General features: G+C 68.0%; 15 protein-coding genes and 1 tRNA gene. 15 read left to right on the top strand and 1 reads right to left on the bottom strand.

Annotated features, from left to right (window positions below):
- Window positions 1-199: 199 nt before the first annotated feature.
- Entirely contained in the window at window positions 200-799 is a 600-nt protein-coding gene (locus AC1DDO_RS13115) for a TetR/AcrR family transcriptional regulator (protein ID WP_476867708.1), read from the bottom strand.
- Window positions 800-1,029: 230 nt separating this feature from the next.
- Here AC1DDO_RS13115 and AC1DDO_RS13110 point away from each other — a divergent pair.
- The 15 genes from AC1DDO_RS13110 to AC1DDO_RS13040 all read left to right on the top strand — a co-directional run bounded on the left by AC1DDO_RS13110 (window position 1,030) and on the right by AC1DDO_RS13040 (window position 23,202).
- Window positions 1,030-1,101, top strand: a tRNA-Gln gene (locus tag AC1DDO_RS13110).
- Between the two features lie 42 nt (window positions 1,102-1,143).
- On the top strand, window positions 1,144-2,667 hold the full coding sequence (gene glmU, locus AC1DDO_RS13105) for a bifunctional UDP-N-acetylglucosamine diphosphorylase/glucosamine-1-phosphate N-acetyltransferase GlmU (protein WP_476867647.1): 1,524 nt from the start codon (window positions 1,144-1,146) through the stop codon (window positions 2,665-2,667).
- 5 nt (window positions 2,668-2,672) lie between these two features.
- Window positions 2,673-3,653 carry a ribose-phosphate diphosphokinase gene (locus tag AC1DDO_RS13100; RefSeq protein ID WP_026537748.1) on the top strand — a complete coding sequence of 327 codons (981 nt, stop codon included), beginning with the start codon at window positions 2,673-2,675 and terminating at the stop codon, window positions 3,651-3,653.
- 261 nt (window positions 3,654-3,914) lie between these two features.
- Window positions 3,915-4,514, top strand: a complete 600-nt coding sequence (locus AC1DDO_RS13095) for a 50S ribosomal protein L25/general stress protein Ctc (protein ID WP_441410333.1) — start codon at window positions 3,915-3,917, stop codon at window positions 4,512-4,514.
- Window positions 4,515-4,621: 107 nt separating this feature from the next.
- Window positions 4,622-5,209 carry an aminoacyl-tRNA hydrolase gene (gene pth / locus AC1DDO_RS13090; protein WP_476867646.1) on the top strand — a complete coding sequence of 196 codons (588 nt, stop codon included), beginning with the start codon at window positions 4,622-4,624 and terminating at the stop codon, window positions 5,207-5,209.
- 207 nt (window positions 5,210-5,416) lie between these two features.
- Window positions 5,417-8,161 (top strand): LuxR C-terminal-related transcriptional regulator, encoded by a 2,745-nt coding sequence (locus AC1DDO_RS13085; RefSeq protein WP_476867645.1) that lies wholly within the window; start codon window positions 5,417-5,419, stop codon window positions 8,159-8,161.
- A 22-nt stretch (window positions 8,162-8,183) separates the two neighbouring features.
- Window positions 8,184-10,880, top strand: a complete 2,697-nt coding sequence (locus AC1DDO_RS13080) for a helix-turn-helix transcriptional regulator (protein ID WP_476867644.1) — start codon at window positions 8,184-8,186, stop codon at window positions 10,878-10,880.
- 287 nt (window positions 10,881-11,167) lie between these two features.
- Window positions 11,168-13,906 carry a LuxR C-terminal-related transcriptional regulator gene (locus AC1DDO_RS13075; RefSeq protein ID WP_476867643.1) on the top strand — a complete coding sequence of 913 codons (2,739 nt, stop codon included), beginning with the start codon at window positions 11,168-11,170 and terminating at the stop codon, window positions 13,904-13,906.
- 71 nt (window positions 13,907-13,977) lie between these two features.
- The gene (locus AC1DDO_RS13070) at window positions 13,978-16,746 is read left to right on the top strand and encodes a helix-turn-helix transcriptional regulator (RefSeq protein WP_476867642.1); all 2,769 of its coding nucleotides are present in this window, start codon (window positions 13,978-13,980) and stop codon (window positions 16,744-16,746) included.
- A 688-nt stretch (window positions 16,747-17,434) separates the two neighbouring features.
- Window positions 17,435-19,021, top strand: a complete 1,587-nt coding sequence (locus AC1DDO_RS13065; RefSeq protein WP_476867641.1) for a sugar transferase — start codon at window positions 17,435-17,437, stop codon at window positions 19,019-19,021.
- Between the two features lie 54 nt (window positions 19,022-19,075).
- Window positions 19,076-19,537, top strand: a complete 462-nt coding sequence (locus AC1DDO_RS13060; protein WP_476867640.1) for an FAD synthase family protein — start codon at window positions 19,076-19,078, stop codon at window positions 19,535-19,537.
- A 5-nt stretch (window positions 19,538-19,542) separates the two neighbouring features.
- Window positions 19,543-20,709, top strand: a complete 1,167-nt coding sequence (locus AC1DDO_RS13055; RefSeq protein ID WP_476972069.1) for a DUF1972 domain-containing protein — start codon at window positions 19,543-19,545, stop codon at window positions 20,707-20,709.
- Window positions 20,706-21,503, top strand: coding sequence for a CDP-alcohol phosphatidyltransferase family protein (locus tag AC1DDO_RS13050; RefSeq protein WP_476971993.1), 798 nt, complete (start codon window positions 20,706-20,708; stop codon window positions 21,501-21,503). The genes AC1DDO_RS13055 and AC1DDO_RS13050 overlap by 4 nt, the downstream gene beginning before the upstream one ends.
- Window positions 21,500-22,282 (top strand): hypothetical protein, encoded by a 783-nt coding sequence (locus AC1DDO_RS13045; RefSeq protein WP_476971992.1) that lies wholly within the window; start codon window positions 21,500-21,502, stop codon window positions 22,280-22,282. Before AC1DDO_RS13050 ends, AC1DDO_RS13045 begins: the two co-directional genes overlap by 4 nt.
- The gene (locus AC1DDO_RS13040; RefSeq protein ID WP_476971991.1) at window positions 22,279-23,202 is read left to right on the top strand and encodes a hypothetical protein; all 924 of its coding nucleotides are present in this window, start codon (window positions 22,279-22,281) and stop codon (window positions 23,200-23,202) included. Before AC1DDO_RS13045 ends, AC1DDO_RS13040 begins: the two co-directional genes overlap by 4 nt.
- Window positions 23,203-23,364: the final 162 nt, after the last annotated feature.

The raw sequence follows: 23,364 nt of genomic DNA, 5'->3' as shown, positions 1-23,364 counted from the left end.
TGCCCCTCGGAGAAAATGCCTTCCTCGGGACATGCCCCTCTTTGCGGGCCAACAATGGGCACGTCCCGAGCGCGGCTCAGTCCCCGCCGGACATGTCCCACGGTGCGGGCAAACAATGGGCATGTTGGTGTTATGTCCATTCTTCGAGGCCGTCGGCGGACATGTCCCGCGGTAACACGCGACCCGCCAGCCCGAACCCCTAGTCCTCGCTGCGGAGCTCCGGGTCCTTTTGCAGCCCGGTCAGGCCGTTCCAGGCCAGGTTTACCAGGTGCGCGGCGACTTCGCGCTTGTCCGGGGTGCGGCTGCCCTGCCACCACTGGCCGGTCATCGCGACCATGCCAACGAGCATCTGGGCGTACATGGCCCCGTCAGCCGGGCTGAAGCCGCGGCGGGCGAGTTCGTCCTCGAGGATGTGCTCCACTCGCGCCGTCACCTGTGACAGCAGCGTGGAGAAGGCCCCCTCCGGCTGGGACGGCGGTGCGTCTCGCATGAGGATGCGGAAGCCGTCGGTCCGGTCCTCGATGTAGGACAGCAGGGCAAGGGCGGCCCGTTCCACCAGGACGCGGGGCTTGGCATCCTCTGCCAGGGCGTCGTTGATCGAAGCCAGCAGGATGTGGAACTCATATTCCACCACCTGCCTATACAGGCCATCCTTGGAGCCGAAGTGCTCGTAGATCACCGGTTTGGAGACGCCCGCAGTGGCGGCGATTTCCTCGATGGTCGTACCGTCCAGGCCGCGGAGTGCGAAAAGCCCACGGCCGATGCCGAGCAATTGTGTACGGCGCTGCGGACCTGTCATGCGGGGCCGGGCAACGTGGCTGGGGACACGCTCGGGCCTGCCGTGGCCGCCGTCCGCCCCAACGGATCCGCCCGTACTGTTGATCACAGGACCATCATGCCCTACCGCGTGGCCGCGTTCGCCCGCTGCCCGTCCTGCCGCGCTGAGCCGCCCTGTGCCGCGCTGAGTCGCACGAGCATCATCGTTCGTGGCAGAATTGGTTCTCGTGCCACAGGTCAAGCCCGGCACGGTCCGCTCTGGTGTAATGGCAGCACCCCGGCCTTTGGAGCCGTGGAGTATAGGTTCGAGTCCTATGGGCGGAACTGGCGAGACACACCGCGCAACCAAGCAAGGAGAGCCAATACGTGAGCCCCGAGAACACTGGCCCAGCCGCCGTGATCGTCCTAGCTGCAGGGGCCGGTACCCGGATGAAATCCCGTACGCCAAAAATTCTCCATGAGATCGGCGGCCGCTCCCTGGTCGGCCACGCGCTCCAGGCGGCCCGCAGTGTCAACCCCCGCGAGCTGGCCCTCGTCGTCCGGCATGAACGCGACCTCGTGGCCGCCCACGTCACCGCCCTCGATCCGAAAGCCCTGATCGTAGACCAGGACGAGGTGCCCGGCACCGGCCGCGCGGTTGAAGCTGCACTGGAAGCCCTCGACGCGCTTCACACCCAGGACTCGCTGAGCGGCACCGTCGTTGTCACCTACGGCGACGTCCCGCTGCTCACCGGCGGACTTCTCGGTGAGCTTGTCGCCGCCCACGAGGCCGAGGGCAACGCCGTCACGGTCCTCACCGCAGTGCTCGAGGACGCCACCGGCTACGGACGGATCCTCCGTGCCGAGGACGGAACGGTCACGGGTATCCGCGAGCACAAGGACGCGACCGACGTCGAACGCGAAATCCGCGAGATCAACTCCGGCATCTACGCCTTCGACGCCGCCGTGCTGCGCGACGCGCTGGTGCACGTCACCACGGACAACGCCCAGGGCGAAAAGTACCTCACCGATGTCCTGGCCCTGGCCCGCGCCGCGGGCGGCCGCGTCGCCGCCGTCGTCACCGAAGACCGCTGGCAGGTTGAGGGCGCCAACGACCGCGTCCAGCTTTCGGCGCTCGGAGCCGAACACAACCGCCGCACCGTCGAAGCCTGGATGCGCGCCGGCGTCACCGTGGTGGATCCCGCCACCACGTGGATCGACGCCACAGTGACGCTCGAGGAGGACGTCCGCCTGCTGCCCAACACCCAGCTGCACGGCGCCACCACGGTGGCCCGCGACGCCGTCGTCGGGCCGGACACCACACTGACCGACGTCACGGTGGGGGAGGGCGCCACGGTAATCCGCACGCACGGCTCTGGCTCCATGATCGGTGCCCGCGCCAGCGTCGGACCCTTCACCTACCTGCGCCCCGGCACCGTCCTGGGCGAGACCGGCAAGATCGGCGCGTTCTACGAAACCAAGAACGTCACGATCGGCCGCGGCTCGAAGCTGTCCCACCTCGGCTACGCCGGAGACGCGGAAATCGGCGAGGACACCAACATCGGCTGCGGCAACATCACCGCCAACTACGACGGCGAGAAGAAGCACCGCACGGTGATCGGCTCGGGCGTGCGCACCGGTTCCAACACCGTCTTCGTGGCTCCGGTCAGCGTGGGCGACGGCGCCTACAGCGGTGCCGGCGCCATCATCCGCCAGGACGTCCCGGCCGGCGCCCTCGCCCTCTCCGTGGCCAGGCAGCGGAATTCCGAAGGCTGGGTGGCGGCCAACCGCCCCGGCTCCATCTCCGCCGCCCTGGCCGGAACCGCCATGGCCGGGACCGCGGTCCATGCAGCCGCCGAGGGCGCCGCCCCAACTTCCTCCACTACTCCGGCACCGACAGAAGAGGGCTAGCAATCATGAGCGAAATTACGGCACACGGCGAGAAGAAGCTGGTGCTGGCCGCGGGGCGCGCGCACCCTGAGCTGGCGAAGGAGATCGCGAAGGAGCTGGGCACCGAACTGCTGCCCCTGGACGCCTACGACTTCGCCAACGGCGAGATCTACGTGCGGGCAGGCGAGAGCGTTCGAGGCACCGATGCCTTCGTGATCCAGGCCCACCCCGCCCCGCTGAACAACTGGCTGATGGAACAGCTGATCATGATCGATTCGCTCAAGCGGGCCTCCGCCAAGCGCATCACCGTCGTGTCCCCGTTCTACCCCTACGCCCGGCAGGACAAGAAGGGCCGCGGCCGCGAGCCGATCTCGGCACGCCTCGTCGCCGACCTGTACAAGACCGCCGGCGCCGACCGCATCATGAGCGTGGACCTGCACACCTCCCAGATCCAGGGCTTCTTCGACGGCCCCGTGGACCACCTCATGGCCATTCCGCTCCTGGCCGACTACATCCGCACCCGCGTCGGCTCGGACAAGGTCACTGTCGTCTCGCCGGACACCGGCCGCGTCCGCGTCGCAGAGCAGTGGGCCGAGCGCCTCGGCGGCGCGCCGCTGGCGTTCGTTCACAAGAGCCGCGACCTCACCGTGCCCAACCAGGCCGTCTCCAAGACGGTCGTGGGCCAGATCGAAGGCCGCACCTGCGTCCTGATCGATGACATGATCGACACCGGCGGAACCATCTCCGGCGCCGTGCAGGTACTCAAGAACGCCGGCGCCAAGGATGTCATCATCGCCGCGACCCACGCCGTGTTCTCCGACCCGGCGGCCCGCCGCCTCTCCGAGTCCGGCGCCCGCGAGGTCGTGGTCACCAACACACTGCCGATCACCCCGGACAAGCGCTTCCCGCAGCTGACGGTGCTGTCCATCGCACCGCTGATCGCCCGCGCCATCCGTGAAGTGTTCGACGACGGCTCCGTCACCAGCCTGTTCGACGGCCAGGCCTGAGCCGGCCGGCGGGGCCCGGATTTAGGATCCGGGCCCGCCGCTGGTAGCCTTGTACCGAAACCTTGGCGAGGGAGAGCGCCGGCAAACCGTGTGAATTTTAGATGCACGGTCAACCGGATTGCTGGTCTCCGTTATCGACTGGGTCTGAATCTCCTTCTAAAGGTCAGCTGCACGGCAGCCCGGCGTTGAAGGTCGTGAAGACCTCCGCCCTTGCTGAACACCGTTTAGTCCCACAGCTTGAAATCCCACGAGGAGATATCCATGTCTGAGCAGAAGCTCGCAGCAGAAGTCCGCACCGAATTCGGCAAGGGCTTCGCCCGCCGCGCCCGCATGGCCAACCTGATCCCGGCAGTCATCTACGGCCACGGCGCCGAGCCGATCCACATCACCCTGCCGGCCAAGGCCACCACCCTGGCCGTCCGCACCGCCAACGCCCTGCTGACCCTGGACATCAACGGCGAGCAGCACCTGGCCCTCGTCAAGGACATCCAGCGCAACCCGATCAAGCAGATCATCGAGCACCTCGACCTGCTGACCGTCCGCACCGGCGAAAAGGTCACCGTTGACGTCCCCGTCCACCTGAGCGGCGAGCTGGCTCCGGGCAACGTCCACAACCTGGAAATGACCACCGTCTCCCTTGAGGCCGAGGCAACCCACCTGCCCACCGCCATCGAGGTCAGCATCGAAGGCCGTAGCGCCGGCGAACACATCCACGCTTCCGACCTCGTCCTGCCGAAGGGCTCCACCCTGCTGGCCGACCCCGAAGCACTCGTGGTCAACATCTCCGAGGCCGTCGAAAACGTCGAAGAGGGCGAAGAAGGCGAAGCAGCTGCCCCGGCAGCCGAAGCAGCAGCCGAGTAATTCCTGCGCATGTGGCTGCGGCCGGGTCCCTCAGGGGCCCGGCCGCCGTCGTCTCCGCGACCCACCCCACATCTTCCCTCCGCCGCGTCCCACCGAAGGACTGATCCATGACTGACACCTGGCTGATCGTAGGCCTTGGCAACCCCGGCGCCGAGTACAGCCATAACCGGCACAACGTCGGCCAGATGGTGCTGGACGAACTCGCCTCGCGCGTGGGCGGCGGCTTCAAGTCGCACAAATCGCGCGCCCAGGTCCTTGAGGGACGCCTGGGCATCGGCGGGCCCCGGATCGTGCTGGCCAAGCCGCTGTCCTATATGAACGTCTCCGGCGGCCCCGTCTCGGCCCTGGCCCAGTTCTACGGGATCGACCCGGCCCACGTCATCGCCGTTCACGACGAGATCGACATCCCCTTCGACACCGTGCGGCTCAAGATCGGCGGCGGCGAGGGCGGCCACAACGGGCTGCGGGACATCTCCAAGGCCCTCGCCACCAAGGACTACCTGCGTGTGCGGGTGGGCGTCGGGCGTCCGCCGGGCCGGATGGATACCGCGGACTTCGTCCTGCGCGACTTTTCCGCACCGGAAAAGAAAGAACTGCCGTTCCTCATCGATTCGGCGGCTGACGCCGTCGAGGTCCTGGTCAGGGACGGCCTCCTCGCCGCGCAGCAAAAATTCCACCCGGCCAAGGCCACCTAGACGCAGCTTAAACGCTCCTTCCACCCGGCCGGCCCGGTTCGGCGGCAGACGCCGGGCGTATTAGTTGTATCCGCCGGGCGGGTTTCCTTCCAAGGTTTCGGCATTCCAGTTATGATCTGTCTACTCTCATGTCGGGGGATAGGGATACGCTACTTCTAAGTGGGCAGCCCGGGGTTGCTGTCTGCAAAGCGGTACGAAGGAAACTACATGTCGAGGGATTCGCTGGGCTGGGGGAATGTTTCCACTACATTGGCACCCGCCGAAGAAGAACATGCTGCCAGCCAGGTCGCAAGGCACGGCTGGTCCGGTTTGGCGCGGAACGCCGACGCCGAGCATGTCCGCCAGGAACTGCTGTCCCATGACCGGATGGGCGTTGTCATCACCGGCGACCGCGGTGTGGGCAAGACACTTGTCGGCAGGACTGCCCTCGCGGGATTCGGCCCCGAGGTCTACACCATCCAGCTCCGCAGCTCCGGGCCGGGCTCGGCAACACCGTACGGCTGCCTCGCCTTCACCCTCGCGCGCCTCCCGCAGAGCTCCCTGGGCTCGCCGACCGCCATCCTGCACGGTATTACCTCGCTGATCCGCGACGACGCTGCCGGGCGCCAGTGCGTGATCCTGCTCGACAACGCCGGGGCCCTCGACGAACTGAGCACCGGCGTCCTGCTGAACCTGCTGCAGACCCGGACCGCCCGGCTGATCGCGACGGCGCAGCGCACCACGGACCTTCCCCCCGATTTTTACTGGCTCATCACATCGGGCCACCTCGCCGAGGTCCGGCTCGCCAACCTGACCGAGCTCGAAACGCTGGAGGTCCTGCAGTCAGCCCTGGGTCACCGGGTCTCCACCGCCCTGGCGAGCCAGCTGCACCAGCTGGTCGGCGGTAGCCCCACGCTCCTGCAGGCCGTCGTCTCCGAACAGATCGAGCGCGGAAACCTTGTCCTGTCCGGATCGGTGTGGACACTTGTCGACGAGGTCGTGCTGGATGGCCGGACAGCGCTGGAGGATATTGTCCGCGCCAGGTACGCCCGGGAGACGCCCGAAGCGCGGGAGGTAATCGACGTCCTCTCATGCGCCCGGACGCTTCCCCTGTCCCGGCTCGCCAGGATGTATAGTCCCGGCGTCATCGCCGACATGGAAGAGGCCGGCCAGATCGTCGTTGACCGCGCGGACCGGCACCTCGTCACCCTCGGCGACAGGTACCTGGGCGACATCGTCCGCAACTGGCTGAGCGTGGAGCGCCGGCTGGAGCTTCGGGACCAGGTCCCCGGGCACCAGAAACATGAGCTGGATGAACTCTCGGTCGAGGACCTGCTCGCCTACGCGGCGTGGACCCACGACTGCAACGCCCAACTCGCGCCCGCCCACGCCGTGGCGGCGGCCAGCGCCGCCGTGAAGCTCTTCGACCCGAAGTTTGCCCTTAAATGTGCCGGCAGCCTCTCTCCCGCGGACCCCGAGTGGGCCGAAGGACAGCTCCAGAAATCGGCCGCCTATCTCCAGCTCGGCCTGCCGCTGCAGGCCATGTCCGCGCTGGACGACGTCTCCGAACAGCAGGTCAACGATCTCGCGGCCGAGAACTTTGCCGAATTCATCGCGGCGAAGGCAGACTGCATGGCGTGGCTTCAGGACCGCTCCGGCCAGGTCCCCGAGATGCTCCGGCAGGCCAGGATCAGGCTCCAGGACTTGAGCCTGGACGAGCCGTCCACCGACCCGTCGGCCCTTTCCCGGGCGGGGCTGTGCCTGGATCTGTGCGAGTTCAACTATTTCTCCTTCATCGGCGATTTCGAGCCCATGATGGGTCGGCTCACGACGGCGGCCACCACGGACGTCCCGGGCGCCGACCCCGTGCACCGGCTCAGATCGGCCATCATCCTGATGGAGGCCTTGTCCATGACCGGCCATGAGCTCGATGCCCGCAAACTCATGCGGGAGATCGGCGGTCAGCTGGGCGAGTGGTCCAACGTGCCGCGCATCCGCGAAAACTTCGCCTGGCGTTCCTTCAACGTTCTGCTCCTCTCCGGCCTGTGGCGCCAGGCCATCGACATGCTCAAGGACGCGAGCGGCCGGGCAGGGCACGGGCTGCACTCCGGCAGCGCCGCCACGGACCTCGCCGTCGGGCTGGCCTACGTCTATGCCGGCCGCGGCTACATGGCACTGGACCCGTTGCTGGCCGCGATCGCCCAGCTTGAGGTCCGCGCGAGCCTGCAGTCCCTGCGCCAGGCCTACGCAGCCACCGCTTTTGCATACGCGCAGACCGGCAATTCGGTCCAGGCCACCATCTACCTGGACCGGGCCCGCTCTGCCGAAGGGCCGGCCCGCTTCACCGTGGGCAGTGCCACGGAGTTCTGCATGGACATGGCCTCGCGCTGGCTCGGCGACCCGGAGGCCAAGGACCGGCTGGTACGGTCGGCGGAGGAACATTTCCGCAAGGGCCGCCACACCCTTGCCGGCATCTGCATGTTCGGTGCCACGGTCAACGGCACCGTCAAGGACTTCCTGTTCATGGAGGAACTCGCCGGGCTGCGGCAGGGCCCGCTTGCCGAGATGTCCCGCACGGTCGCCGTCGGCAGCCGGAAGAAGGACGCGGCAATCATGCTCGAAGCCGCCGGGCAGGCCGCGGCCCTCGAACTTGACGCCGTCCAGGCCAGGTGCGCGGCGCTCGCGTTCGACTACGCCAAGGGCGCCGGGCTGACTGCCAGCGCGAATGCCGCGTACAGCATGCTTGAGAGCCTCTCCGAGTCGGTGCCGGCGCTGCCGGTCATGCCCCGCAACAAGGGTCCGCTGCTGACAGACCGGGAGCGGCAGATCGCCACCCTTGCCGGCAACGGGGTCTCCAACAAGGACATCGCCCTGGAAGTCGGCATTTCCGTCAGAACCGTGGAGGGCCACCTGTACCAGGTGTTCACGAAGCTCGGAGTTTCTTCGCGAAGTGATCTGCTTGGACTCATCTAGGGGGCCGGCGGGGGACCGCGGCATGGGGGCAGCGACCCGCGCCCTGACCGGGCGGTCTGATGATTTGATGTCGGCAGTCGAGGCCCTTCAAGGCGGCAGCCATGTGGCCGTGTTCGTCCTAGGCGACAGCGGGATGGGTAAGTCCCGGCTCATCGAGGCCGTGGTGGCGGAGCTGGGCTCCGAAGTGACGCCGGTGCCGATCCACGGCAGCGCGTCTCTGAGCAAGGTGCCGTACGGCGTTCTTGGTCCGTTCATCGTGGAACTGCCGGTCCAGGAAGCAACATCGCAGCTGGCCGTGTTGAGGACGCTGTGGGCGCACCTGGAAGAGCAGAAGCGAGCCACCCAAAAACCCCTGCTGTTGATCGTCGACGACGCCCACGACCTCGATGAGGCGACGGCGGGGATCCTGGCGGAGCTCGCCGCTGCCGGCTGGGCGAAACTGCTTGTGGGCGCGGCCGCCCGGCCCGGACTGCCGGAACCGCTCCTGCAGTTGTGGTTTGAAGGCATCGCCGAACGGCACGATCTCCGCCCGCTCACGCTCCCGCAGACCACGGAGATGCTGGAGGGCAAGCTCGGCTCGCAGGTGCTGCCGAACGTAGCGGAGATTCTTTGGGAGGCCTCCGGCGGCAACCCGATGCTGCTCAACGGGCTCCTCGACGACGCCAAGAACGACGGGACACTGCTGCGGCGCAATGGTGTCTGGTTGTTCACCCGGCACCTGAACAGCCATGGCGACCGGCTGACCGACGTCGTGCGCCGGCAGCTGCTGCTGCGCTCGCCGGACGAGCGGCAGGCCCTGAACCTGGTGGCGCTGGCCGAACCCGTCTCCAGGGAGCTGATCGAATCCGTGGCCGGCGAAGTGGCCGTGGGGGCGCTGATCGACAGCGAACTGATCCGTGTGACGGACTCCGGAACCGGAGAGCTGCGGCTCTGGCACACCGTGTACGGCGACACCCTGCGGAACCTGATTTCGCCGGCGAGGAGCCTGCAGCTTCGGCAGAGCCTGCTGCGCAAGATGGACAGCGAGCCGACGTCGGCCGAAGGACTGCTGCGGCACGTGAGCTGGTCGATCGAATGCGGCGCCGAGGTAGAGGACCGGCAACTCCTCAGGGCCGCCGTGCTGGCCAGCCGGCTCTACGAGGACGAACTCGCCCGCAAGGCCGCCGGCCTCGTCAAGGATCCGGAACTGCAGATGGCGGCCCGGGCCGTAATAGCACGCACCCGCTACAACGCCTCCGACTACGCGGCGGCGCGGGACATCCTCGACGCCGATTTCGGCCAGGGCACCAGCATCCCCGGGCTTCTCGCCGGATCGCTCCTGTGGGCAGCGGTGATGTCCGCACTGGGCCACGCACCGGCAGAGATCATGGACCGGGCACAGGTGCTTCAACGCGCCGCCGAGCGCCTCGCCGAGGCCACCCCGGACGACGCCGGGCACATTCTTGCTGCCGTCAGGGAACGCCTGGACACCATGGAAGCCATGGTTCTGGCGCTGGCAGGCGAGTACCAACGGGCCCCGGCGGAACGGGCTCCTGCGGAAGGGGCCCCCGCGGCGGGGGCGGCCGGTATCAAGCCGGCGGCGAACACCCTCCAAAGGGCGTTCCGGCTCTGCCTCGACGCGGCGAGGCTCCTGGCCGCCGGCAAGGGGCTCAGCGCCCTGGCCGTGATGTCCCAGGCGGTCGAGGCTGCCGGAGCCGACCACGACGAGCTGTACTTCCTCACCGACTTCCTCGTGGTCCGTTCGGCCTCTGCCGCGATCCACTCCGGGGACTGGCAGTCCGCAGAGAACCTCCTGACCGGCTTTGTCGCCGGATCCGGGCCGAGCCTGATTTCCTTCGGCGGGGGAGTCCACGCGGCCCACGGCATCGTCCTGCTCTACCAGGGCAAGGCCGCACAGGCACTGAACACGCTCAGCGCCGCCCTCGAAGCGCTGCGGCTGACCGACCCCCAGCAGTTGTTCCCCCTGACGGCGGCCATGGCCTTTGCTGCGGCCGCAGAAGTCGGGGCCCAGACGAAAGCGGAGCTCTTCCTCGGCGACTTCGAGTCGGCACCCGCGGCTTTGCCCCGGTACATGCGCTCATTGGCCGCGATGGCCGTGGTCTACGGAAAAGCCCGGCTCGGGAACTATCCCGGCGCCATCGCCGAACTGAAACGGCTCGGACGCCCGGACCCGGAGGTGGACACCGCCGGCCTCGAACTCGACGCGCTGGCCTTCTGCCTGGCCTTGGGGGACACGGAATCGGCGACGAGGCTGCTGGAACTCCGGGCCGGGCTTGAAGGCCCGCGGCCCGAGGCGATCTGCGCCTACGCGGCCGCCATCAGCACGGACAACGCCGCAGACCACCTCGAGGCCGCGAAGACCTGCGAAGCTGCGGAACTGTGGAGCTTTGCTGCCCTTGCCTATGACGCCGCGGCGCACGCCTACCGGGCCGCGGGCGACACGCTGAGGGAGCGCATGGCGAACGCCCAGCGGAAGCGGTGCCTGGACCGGGCAGACGACCTTCCCGGTGAGGACACGGCCAAGAACGATGATTCGCTCGGCATCCTGACCCGCCGCGAACGTGACATCGTGGCGCTGGCTGTACGCGGCCTCACCGACCGGCAGATCGCCGCCGAGCTCCAGGTGTCCGTGCGCACGGTTGAAGGCCACCTCTACCGCAGCTACGCCAAGCTCAACGTCAAAGGCCGTGAACAGCTGCCCGGCATTGACGAACGCTAGCGGCACCTCAGCGCGCCGGGCGGCAAAGGGCCTTTTTCGGCCATCAGCCGGGCCGGCGGCGGGCTGATTTTCCGGCGCCCGGGACGCTACGGTCAGGGACACGTGAAGCTTGATTCCGACTACTTGGTTTGGACCCTGCAAGGGTGCGGGTCCAACTGAGTACAGCTACGTAGAGCGGGCCGAATACTCGTTGCGTATTCGAGTACTACTTACGCATACCCAAAATACGCTTAGTCCCTACGGTTGTTGTATCACCGCTCACACTTTTGATTGCGAAGGTCTCTCATATGTTCCAGCAAGACGCCGGCTTGCCTGCGGGCAGCGGCCAGACAGAAACGATATATCCGGCGCCAAGAAACGGATACGGCCGGAACAAAGACAAGCCCTTCACCCGCCAACAGGTAGTTGCCGAGGTGGTTGAGACCCTGACATCCGGGTCCGGCTGCGGCATAGTACTCGTGGGCGACCACGGGGCCGGAAAATCCTTCATCGCCCAGCGTGCCTTGGAACAGCTCGGCGACGAGTACCTGGTAGTCCAGGTCAGAGGCAGCTCCATTTCCTCCAAGCTTCCCTATGGGGCCCTGAGCGTCCTGCTCAATGACCTCGACGCCTCCCATCTCGAACACCCCCTGATGGTGCTGCGCGGGCTGACGCAGCTCCTCCACAACAAATCCGACGGGCGGCGGATCGTCCTGTTCGTGGACAACGCCCACGACCTCGACGAACTCTCGAGCATGATGGTCGCCCAGCTGAGCGCAGGGGCCCATGTCACCCTGCTGGCGGCGTGCGTGGACATGCCACATGTCGGCGGTGACATCATGGGCCTCTGGAAGGATGACCTGCTCCGGCGGATGGACCTCGGGCCGTTCGACTTCGCCGAGACGGCAGCAACGCTGCACCACGAATACGGCGGCCGCTTCTCCCTGACTGCTGCCCGGGCGCTCTGGAGCGCGAGCGGCGGCAACGCCCTGTTCCTGCATTCCCTCGCCCGGGAACAGATCAAGCTGGGCACAGTGGTCCGCCAGGACAGCGTGTGGTTCCTCGGCAACGGCCCCATTGCCCTGACCGGTGAGATCCGGGACGTCGTGAAGGCCCGCCTCAACCGGCTTGGCGCCGGCCAGCGGGACGTCTTCGAGCTGCTGGCACTGGCCGGCGCAGTTCCGCTGCAGACCCTCATGCACATCGCCAACCCCCAGGACATGGACGCGCTCCAGGAACGGGCCCTGATCCGGGTTACCCACGAGCATCCGCCGATGGTCAGCGTCGCCAACCCGGTGACCGCCGGCATCGTGGCCAGCGTTGTCCCGCCGGGCCGCAGCGCCGAACTCCGCCGCCGGCTCACAGCGGTGCTGCAGGACTCGGATGCTCTGGAGGCCGGCGGCGCGACCGGCGTCGCGTGGGCCCTGGACTGTGGAGAACAGGTGCGCCCGGAAGTGGCGCTGGCCGCGGCCCACACCGCGAACAGCGCATCCGACCCCGTGGCCGCACTGCGGTTCATCCAGGAGGCGGTAGGAAGCGAACGCGACGTCCAGGCGGCCATCGAATCGATGAACGCCCACATCCTGGTCAACAACGAGGAATCGGCGCGCCGGGTCCTGGAAGCACTGGATGAGGCCGCCTGCAGGGAGCTGCCGCTCGCCGAATGGACCGCCCTGCAGCTTCTGCGCACAGAGCTGGAAAAGCGCAGTACGGCCCCCGGAGCCGATCCCAAAGCCCGGCTGCGGGAGCTCGCGGAGCGGCTGGCCGCAGAACCGGAGCGCAGCGCCGCGGTGGGAGCGGCCCGCGAACAGCTGTCCCTGGCCGAGGCCGAGCTCGCCGCATTCCAGGGACGCTACGCCGATGTCCTGGCCGCGACCGACCACATGGACACGACGGACCTTGGCAGCGAACTGCGCATCGTGACGGCCAGCGTGCGCTGCGAGGCCCTGGCCGTCACCGGCAACGTCGTCTGGGCGCTGGCCCTGGGCAAGCAGGTCCTGGCGGCCACAGCGAACGTGCAGCTCACGGACAAGGCGGTACGTGAAATCAGGGGCAGGTTCCTGCTGCTCCTGCTGCTTTCGGCGAAGTTCCGGGAGGCATCGGCCTACCTTGACGAGACGTACGGCGGCGGAGAGCCCCAGACGCGGCTCGGCGGCATGTTCGAAATTGGCGCAGGCGTCATCGACCTGAACGCCGGGCACCTCGACGACGCACTGTCCCGGCTTCAGGCGGGCAGGTGGCAGCTCCGCGCCCAGGACCCCGATGCCCTGACCGCCCTGGCCACCGCTGCCTGCGCCTACGCGGCCGCACTCCAGGGAGAAGAGGAGACGGCCGGGCTCCTGCTGGGCGATTTGGACCAGCCGCGGCCACCCACGGCCTGGCTGGCGGAACGGCTCACGCGCTATTTCGAACTCTCGGCCCAGGCCGAGCTCGGCCAGCGGGCAGCATCAATCCGCGCACTGGCCGCCGAGGCGGACAACGACTCCCAATCCTCGGCCGTGGCCCCGGCGCTCCTGTTCATGTCCGCGGCCACCAGGCTGGGGGACCGCCAGATGGGCCACAGGCTGGGCGACCTCGGCGCACAAGTGACCGGGCAATTCGCCGCCCTGTGCTCGCGGCTGGCCGAAGGCATGCGGGACGCCGACAGCGAACTGTTGCTGGCGGCATCCAAGGACGCTGACGCCAACGGCAACGCCGTCTTCGCCCGGGACGCGGCCCGGAAGGCCGTCAGTTGTGCGAACGACGCCGGCAACCGGATCGCGCTGCGGATCGCCCAGCGGGCGCAGCAGTCACTCGATGACAAGTTCGGCAGTCCCAAGAACGGCCTCCATTCGCTCACGACGTCGACCCTGACGGCGAGGGAATGCGAAGTAGCCGTTCGGGCCGCTGCCGGCACATCGAACCGCAAGATCGCCGAACAGATGCACGTATCGGTTCGCACGGTGGAAGGACACCTCTACCAGGTGTATTCGAAGTTGCATGTAGCCAGCCGAACGGAACTCAAAGATGTCATCTCAACGCCGGCTGACAGCGCCCGACTCGGCTGACCCCGGCATAAATCTGGCGGCTGCCCGGGCGGCGCCCCGGGCAACGCAGCGGGCGGCAGGAAGAACCTGCGATGGAAAGCCTGGCTGAGGCCGCCCGGCTCATCGAGCGGTCAACGCTGGTCAAGGACCTGATGCGTTGCCTGCGCGATGACACACGGTCAGGTGCGATCGTCGTCGGTGGCGCAGGCACGGGCAAGACCGCCGTCGTCAAAGCCGCCATCCGCGAACTCGGGCCCGGCAGACACCTGATCCGGCTGACGGCCACACCGGCCCTGGCCGCCGTACCCTTTGGCGCCCTGGCGCCCTACCTGTCCCGGCTCCCCGACCGGGAGCTCGACTCGTATGCCGCCGTCGTCGAAGCAATGGCCGACAGTCTGAAAGCGGAGGCGGAGCGCCCCCTGTTCGTCGTCGACGACGCGCACTGCCTGGACCACGGGACCGTCCGGCAGCTCGCCCAGGCCGCGGCCACCGGCGCAGCAGCCATCCTAGCGACGTGCCGGCCCGGGCCCCTGATCCCGGAAGAATTCCTCTCGCTCTGGGACGACGGAATCATCGCCAAGTTCGATCTCGTCCCCCTCAGCCGGACCGGAACACACCAGCTGTGCGAACAGGTGCTGCGGGCCGACGTCTCGCCGTGGGTCAGTGCGCTGTTTCACGACGCTGCCGACGGGAATCCGCTGATGCTAATGTCCCTGATCCAGCATGCCCGCTCCACCGGCGCACTGGGCTGCCGACACGGCGTGTGGTTCCTCCTCGCCAACCCCGACATGGCCCAGGTTCCTGCCGCCGACGTCGTTGACCGGCAGTTGCGCTCCATGACGCCGGAGGAAAAGACCGCGGCCACGATCGTGGCCCTGGCAGGACCGCTCTCCCTGGCCCAGATCCTGCGGATCAGCGGTCCCAAAGCCGTCGATGCGCTCGACACGGCAGGAATAATCGCTGTTTCCCCGGGGCACGACCGGCTCGTTCGGCCCGCGAGCCCGATCGTTGGCGAGATCATCCGCCACCGGGTCCCGGCCGGGCGCAGTTCGGCCCTGCGCTCCAGCGTGCTGTCGCTTCCCTCGGAGCGCGCCGCGGTGCCCGGAGCTGCCCTGAACAGGCTGCGCTGGTCGCTGGACTGCGGCGTGGAGATTCCTCCCGCGCAGCTGCTCCATGCCGCTGTTGCCGCCAACACGGCCCTGGATCCTGCCACCGCGGCCCGGGCCGCCGGTGCCATCCGGGACGCCCGGTTCCTGTCAGAGGCCAGGATCCAGCTCGCATACTCCCACTTCATTGCCGGGCGCCCGCAGGCCGCTGTGGCGTGCCTGGAGACCGCGCAACCGGTGCGCGCCGGACGGCCGTCCTATCTGGCCGCCCTGCTAGCGGCCCGGCTTGGATCCACGACGCCGGCCCGGGAGTCCCTGCCGTCCGCGCGCGCACCGGGACGTGCTCCGGAGGATAGACCGTGGGCCGAAACTGCCGCGGCGGGAGTGGCCGCAGAACTCCTGAACCGGACCTGGGACGGCAGATTCATGGCAGTGGGGACCGGGTTGCGCGAACTGGTCGAGACCACCGGCATCCCGCCCGAAATCCGCGTCCCGGCAGTTTCCCTCCTCGCCGAGCTGCTGACCGCCCAGGGCCGGCTGCGAACAGGGCTGCGCCTGGACGGGGAGGCGTGGAACGGTGCCCGCAGCGGAAGCCAGGGGCTTCCCCTGGTGTTCGAGGACCTTGTGGTGCGCCACTGCCTGAACCTGATCCGGGCCGGGGACTGGGACGCGCTGGGGAGGGTCCTTGACGATTACGCGGCCCGCGAGCCCGGACGGCTGCTGTACAGCGGCGGCATGCTGCACCTCATGCGCGGATACTCGAGGCTGCGCCAGGGCAGGATGCGTGAATGCCTGGCCGAAGTGCGGCTGGGCGTGGAGGAACTCACCATCGCCGACCCCTTGAACCTGCTGCCGTTTGCGCACGCCGTCGCAGCGTACGCGGCCGCCGCCGTGGGACGCCAGTTTGAGGCCAGCCAGCACTGCCTGGACTTCCGGCTTTCGGACTACCGCGAGCCAAAGACCCTGCGCCTGCTGGCAGAGGCGTATTGCCGGGCGGCGGAACCGGGGGCCGGACCGCTCGCCAGCGGCCTGGATAGTGCCAGCACGGACCGCGCCGGCACGGGCAGCGCCGGCTTAGAGGGGCCGGGCGTATCGGCCCTGTCCCGGCTGGCGGACGAAGCGATGCGCGAGGGCCTGCGCGGCGTTGAAACCGATATCAGGAGGCTCGCGTTCCGAAGCGGTGACGTCTCGGGGGCCGAGGCCCTCGCCATGAGCAGCCGGGCCGTGGACGGCCCGGAGGCGCGGCTGCTGGAATCCTACGCGCTGGCGGTATCGGCGTCCGACGCGGCCGACCTCATTGGCATCAGCGACGACGCGCTCGGCGGCGGCCACGGACTGCTGGCCCTCGAGGCCGCCCAGCAGGCGGAACGGATCCTGGCAGATGACCCGGACCGGTGGAGGCTCACCGCGGTCCAGCGCCGTGTCCACCACCGGCTAGTGGAGGCCGGAATGTCGGCGCACTTGGAGATCGTCCACAGCGATCACGGCGCGGCGCTGACCGGCCGCGAATCAGAAGTCCTGGACCTGGTGTCCCGCGGCGCCACGAATGCCGAGATCGCCACGTCACTCTGCCTGTCCCACCGGACGGTGGAGGGGCATCTGTCCCGGATCTTCGCCAAACTCGGCGTCGGTCGCCGCGCGGACCTGCTGGACCACAGCACTCTGGACCACGGCTCTCTGGATCACGGCACCCTCGAGCAGGAGAGGCAGGCGCAGCAGACGCCGGCCCAAGGAACCCTGGCACCTGAGTCTTGAGTCTTGAGTCCTGAGCCCTGTTTCCTGAGTCCTACCTGAGAAGTGTGGGCTGGGAATGCGGTCTGAGACCTGGGGCCCGCCCACCATCAATCCGCCGTCCGTTCCGCCGGACTGCCGCCCCTGTCCCCGCCGGTTCCTGCCCGCACGGCCGCAGCTGCGGTGGCCACGTGCCGCCCGCAGGGCACCAGGTGCGGCGGCCGCGTACCGCCCGCAGGGCCGCAGGTGCGGTGGCCGCGTACGGCCCCGGGTGGCCCGGGGGACCGGCGGCAGTATCCCCAAGTAGTGCCATCCCGGCCAGGACAACAGAAGTCGGGTAAACGCTACTCGTGTGCAGATCCGGCCCCGGGGATTGACTTAAGTCAGTCCCACGAACTACTCACAAAGGTCTCAAAATGAGGAACTTCAGGGCGGTAATCGACCGCGGGTTTGACCTGCAGGGAAGTTTGGTCTCGCAAACCATCTTGCTTGCTGAAGCAGCCACTGCCACCATTAGAGGTGGTCGTGCCGTAACCTCCCTATACCGAACTCCTTCATTGGAATCGTACGGTGCCGAAACTGGCAGCCGTACGCCAAGGTCGGAGCCGGCGGCGTCAGAGCCTTCTGAGACCGAGGCTCTCCCCCCAGCCGCCGCCGGCTCCCTTAACCGGTCTACACACGGGTCCGCGCCCCGAAGAGACGCGGACCCGGCATGAGCGCCGTTGACGAGCGCCGCAGGGGGTACACGGCCCGGGGAAGCCGTTTGACCGGCCGGCCCGCACCGGTGCTGGCCTCAAGCGCCGGCCCGCTCGGCCAGCCCTGGACCGCCGCCCCGGGTGTCGGCAACGACGTTCCCGCCGCAGTTGTGGATTCGGGCACGTCCTGGGCCAAGCGCTATCGCCGCTGGCTCCGACTTTCGGACACCGCCATCGTGATGATTGCCGTTGCGGCAGCCTACGCCTTCCACCTCGAAGCGGGCGAACCCTTCCTGACACGCGCCGCCGCGGGCGGATCGTACCTGGCCGTCAGCATTGCCATTGTCCTGGTCTGGGTCCTAGCGCTGGAGGTGCACCGCACCCGCGAAGAGACGGTCCTGGGAGTCGGCTCCGAGGAATACAAACGGGTCCTCGACGCGACCCTGGGCGTCTTCGGCGGCATCGCCATCGTGGTAATCCTCTTGGGCATCGATGTGGTCCGCAGCCACTTCGCCCTCGCGCTTCCGGCCGGTGCCCTGCTCCTGCTGGTCAACCGCTGGCAATGGCGGGCCTGGCTGAACCGCCAGCGGCTCTTCGGCCACTACCTTTCCAAGGTGATCGTCGTCGGGGAACCCGCGGACGTCGAGTACGTGATCCGGCAGTTCGGCAAAGTCTCCGGCGCCGCCTACGAAGTCGTGGGGGCCGCCCTGCCGGCCGGCTACACCGAAAACCACCTACAAATTTCCGCCGACCGGATCCCGGTCCTGTGCGACGTCGACTCGGTCGCCGACAAGGTCGAAGAGACAGGGGCGAATGCCGTCGTCGTGGCAGGACGCCTCGAGGGCGGCACCCGTTCCATCCGGCAGCTGGGGTGGGCCCTGGAAGGCACACCGGCCGGCCTCGTCCTGGCCTCGAGCCTGACCGACGTCGCGGGACCCAGGATTCACTGGCGGCCCGTCGAGGGCTTGCCTCTCATGCACGTTGAACTGCCGCGGTTCACCGGCGGCAAGCACACACTCAAACGCCTCGTGGACATCGTGGCAGCCGCCGCGGCCCTGCTGGTCCTCTCACCGCTGCTGTGCGCCCTGGCCTGGATCATCGTCCGCGACAGCAAGGGACCGGTGTTCTTCCGCCAGGAACGGGTCGGACTCAACGGCAAGCGGTTCAAGATGGTCAAATTCCGCTCCATGGTCACCACGGCCGAACAGGACCTGGCGGCGCTGCAGGACCTCAACGAGGCTGCGGGGCTGCTGTTCAAGCTCAAGAACGATCCCCGGATCACCACCGCCGGACGCTGGCTCAGGAAGTACTCGCTGGACGAGCTGCCGCAGTTCTGGAACGTACTGAAGGGCGACATGAGCCTGGTGGGACCGCGGCCGCAGCTGCCCGTCGAGGTGGAGGGCTATGAGGGCGATGTGAGCCGGCGGCTGCTGATCAAGCCGGGAATCACGGGTCTGTGGCAAATCAACGGCCGGTCCAATCTGGGCTGGGACGAGAGCGTCCGCTGGGACCTCTACTACGTGGAGAACTGGTCATTGACCGGCGACATCATGATCCTGTGGCGAACATTCAGGGTCATTCTTCATCCGGTGGGGGCCTACTAAACACACTAAACGCCGGTACTGGGCCGGCGTCACACGGGAAGGCAGCAGAACACAATGGGTCTCAAAATTGGATATGCCCCGGGGGCTTTTGACCTGTTCCACATTGGGCATCTGAACATCCTCAAGCACGCCAAGAGCCAATGCGATTACCTGATTGCGGGGGTCGTGTCCGACGAAATCCTCGAGGGGGCCAAGGGCAGGCTGCCCCTGGTCCCGCTCGCCGAGAGGATGGAGATTGTCGGCAGCATCGGCTACGTGGACAAGGTCTTCGCCGAAGTCGTCCCGGACAAGCTCCAGGTCTGGGAGGAACTGCGCTTCAACATCTTCTTCAAGGGAGACGATTGGAAGGGCACTCCGCAAGGAGACCGGCTGCAAGCGGCCTTTGGCGCCGTCGGCGTCGAGGTTGTCCACTTCCCGTACACCGTCCACACCTCAAGTTCAGCCCTGCGCACGGCCCTGGAACTGATCAACCAGTCCGTGTCGCCGTCGCACCTCAGGCAAGGAACACGGCGGTGAGCGGCCTGCATGTCGCCATGGTGGGGACGCGCGGCGTCCCGGCACACTACGGCGGCTTCGAAACTGCGATCGAGGAAATCGGGCAGCGCCTGGTGCAGCGCGGCCACCGCGTCACGGTCTATTGCCGGGACATGGGGGAAGGCACAGACAAGCCCTCTGAACACCTGGGCATGGAACTTGTCCACCTTCCGGCGATGCACAAACGGTCCCTGGAGACGTTGAGCCACACCGGCCTCTCCGTCGCCCACCTGCTCCGGCACCGGCCGGATGCGGCCATCCTCTTCAACGCCGCCAACGCTCCCTACCTGCCGGCCTTCCGGGCGGCGCGCATCCCGGTGGCCACACACGTCGACGGGCTGGAATGGAAACGCGCCAAGTGGGGCAAGGGCGGCCAGAACTACTACAGGGCCGTGGAACGACTCGCAGTCAGGCTCTCGGATGCTCTGATCGCCGACGCCGTCGGGATCCAGGACTACTACCGGCAGAAATTCGACGCCGACACCGTCTACCTCGCGTACGGCGCACCGCTGCTGGCCGGGGGCAACTCGGACAAGCTCGGGCAACTGGACCTCAAACCGCAGGAATACCACCTGGTGGTGGCCCGGTTCGAGCCGGAGAACCACGTCCACCTGATTGTTGACGGCTTCGTCCGGAGCGGGTCGGAGCTGCCACTGATCGTCGTGGGTTCAGCCCCCTATTCGAACCGGTACACGAGCGAGGTCCACGCCCTGGCCGATGCCCGGGTCCGTTTCGTCGGCGGGATCTGGGACCAGGAGTTGCTGGACCAGCTGTATGCCAACGCACTCGTGTACTGGCACGGCCACTCGGTCGGCGGAACCAATCCCTCGCTCCTGCGGGCCATCGGCTCGGGAACGGCGACCAACGCGTTCGACGTCGGATTCAACCGTGAGGTCCTGGAACACTCCGGCCGGTACTTTTCGGAGCCGCAAGAGGTGGCCAGGCTGGTCGCTGACGCCGAGCGGCCCGGGTCCGATGTGGCGTGGCGGGGTGAGCAGGCGCAGATCATCGCGCACCGCTACAGCTGGGACCTCGTCACGGACGGCTATGAGGAGCTGTGCCGTGACCTTGCCCGGCTGCGGGTGCGTTCAGCGCGCGGCGCCTACCGCCGGCTCCCCGCGTCGGCCCAGCAAAGCATGGGGGCCGGCCAGTGACCGCCATCGACCCGCACGTCGAACGTGCCGCCGACGGGTATTGGGCCATAGTGAGGTCCCTTTCGGTCGGCCAGAAGGCCGCCGCACGCAGTGCCCCCGCGTACTCGCGCTACATCAACCGCCGGCTGGGACGGCTCCTGGCTGCGGCAGCGATACGGGCAGGCCTGAGCCCGAACGTGGTGACAGCCATCAGCGCGGCCTTCACCTTCGCCGGGATCGCCCTGCTGATGCTCTACCCGCCCTCCGTCGTGCTCGGCATCGGCGTGGCACTGTGCCTCGCGGCCGGCTACGCCTTTGATTCGGCCGACGGCCAGGTGGCCAGGATGCGGGGCGGCGGTTCGCCGGCCGGGGAGTGGCTGGACCACATGGTCGACGCCGTCAAGACCTCGGCGATGCCGCTGGCGCTCGCCGTCGGGCTCTATCGCTTCGACGCCGTGGACCCTTGGTGGCTCGTGGTTCCGCTGGGCGCGGCGATGGTGTCCGCCGTCCTGTTCTTCGGCATGATCCTCACCGAACAGCTCCGGCGCCAGGCCGGACGGGTGTCCGTGGCAGAAACCGGCAGCCGCTCCTGGATCCGTTCGCTGCTGGTGATCCCGATGGATTACGGCGTCCTCTGCCTGTCCTTCGTCACCTACGGCGTGCTGCCTGTCTTCCTGACCGTCTACACGCTGATCTTCGCCGCCACGGCCGGGTTCCTGGTGCTGGCGTCGGTGAAGTGGTTCCGGGAGCTCTCTGCGTCCCAGCCGGTATCCCGTCCGGCCGGAAAGCACGTCACGCGGGGAGGTCGGGCATGAACAAGCAACCGAGCACCCCCGCGGACAAGCGCCGGAAGGCCGGCCGCCGAACCCGTCTGGTGGCGACGTCCCTCGGAGTCTCCGCGCTCCTGGCCATTGGCGGTGTCGCGTGGGCTTCCGGGCTCAAGTATTCCGGCAGCGACGCGCCGGCAGCCCAGGACAGCACCGCGGGCGCTTCCGCCCAGCCCGGCACCGCCAGCCCTGACCCGGCCGGCGCCACTGCCGCGCAGACGGGTTCCGGAACGCCGGACCCGGCAGCCGCTGGACCGGTGACAGCGGCGAAACCGTCCGGTCCGCCGGAGGTCGACCCCGCACCCGTGGACCGGAAGGGCAAGTCGGACCAGGAACTCGCGGCGATCGCGCAGCCCACTGCCGCCCCCGTGGAGCTGACGGCCAAGAAGGCCGTCAAAGGCGGTGTAACGGCGACCATCACGGAGATGACGGCCGTCCAGGGCGTGGCAACCGGGATCGGCGAAGTGGCCGGACCTGCCGTGCGGTTCAAGATCACTGTGGTCAACGCCACCGCGGTACCGCTCTCGCTGGACCGGGCGCTCGTGGACGTCAGCTACGGCAAGGACGACGCCCCGGCGAGCCAACTCAGCGGACCGGACCCCGTCGCGTTCCCGGCGAGCGTCGCGGCCGGGGCCTCCGGCGCCGGCGTGTTCGTCTTCGCCGTGCCTCTCGAGGCGCGGGACACCGTGAAGATCCGCTTCAACCTGGAAGCCGAGACGCCGATTGCGACGTTCGCCGGCCGTGCCCCGGCCGGGACCAAACCATGACGCCGGCACCCGGCGGGCCGCCGGTCTCCGTTCCCTTCTCTATTTCGCGGCGCGCAGTCCGGCGGGCACGCAAGCTGGGCAAACGGGTGCAGGCCGCCTGCGCCGTGGCCAGCCTGCGGGTGCGCAACCTGCTGGCACGCGGGCCGGTCACGGGAGCCGCCGGCGTCGTGGTGTCCCTGACCACCCACGGCGACCGGATCCGCACGGTGTCGATTGCAATCGAGTCGATTGCCCGCGGCACGGTACGGCCGCAACGCCTCGTCCTGTGGCTGGATTCGCCGGAAGACCTTGCATCGTTCCCCGCTTCGCTGCGCCGCCTCGAACGCCGGGGCCTGGAGATCCTCACCGCCCCCAACTACGGGCCGCACACCAAGTACTACCCCTACGTCACCTCCATGCCACGGCACACCGTGCCGCTCGTGACGGCCGACGACGACATCGTCTACCCGCCCAAGTGGCTGGCCCAGCTGGTGGATGCCGGCGAGCGCCACCCGGGCAGTGTGGGCGCGCATTGGGTCAGCATCATGGGGGTCGAGGGGGACCGGGTAGCCGGCTACGGAACCTGGTCCCGGGCCCGTGACACAGCCGAGCGGGCGGCCAACTTCGCCACCGGCGTGTCCGGTGTCTTCTACCCCCCGGCGATGCTCGAGGAGCTGCGGCTGCGCGGGGACGGCTTCCAGGACTCGTGCCGGCGCGCGGATGACATCTGGCTGAAGTGGGTAGCCCTGCGGGCCGGCATTCCAGTGCGCCAGGTCGGCCCGGTGCCCCGGCACTTTCCGATCATTCCCGGCAGCCAGGGCCAGACGCTAATGAGTACAAACGTGGGAGAGAACCAAAACGATCACTGCATTCGAGGCCTCTTTTCGGCCGAGGATGTGGCGGCGCTGGGTGCCAGTGCGGCCAGTCATCAACTGAACTAGGGGGACGAGAAAAGATGCTCAGGAACGCAACGCTGGGGAGCGCTCGGGGGAGAGGGACACGGCCGCCGGCCGGCCCGGCACCGACGACGGCACCTGCAACAGCAACTGAAACAGCAACAACTGCGAGGACCTTCTACACCACCGTGCGGGCGGGCGCGAAAA

This window comes from Arthrobacter sp. 10N43, assembly GCF_056394525.1.
This window is presented reverse-complemented; position numbering and strand designations above follow the sequence as displayed.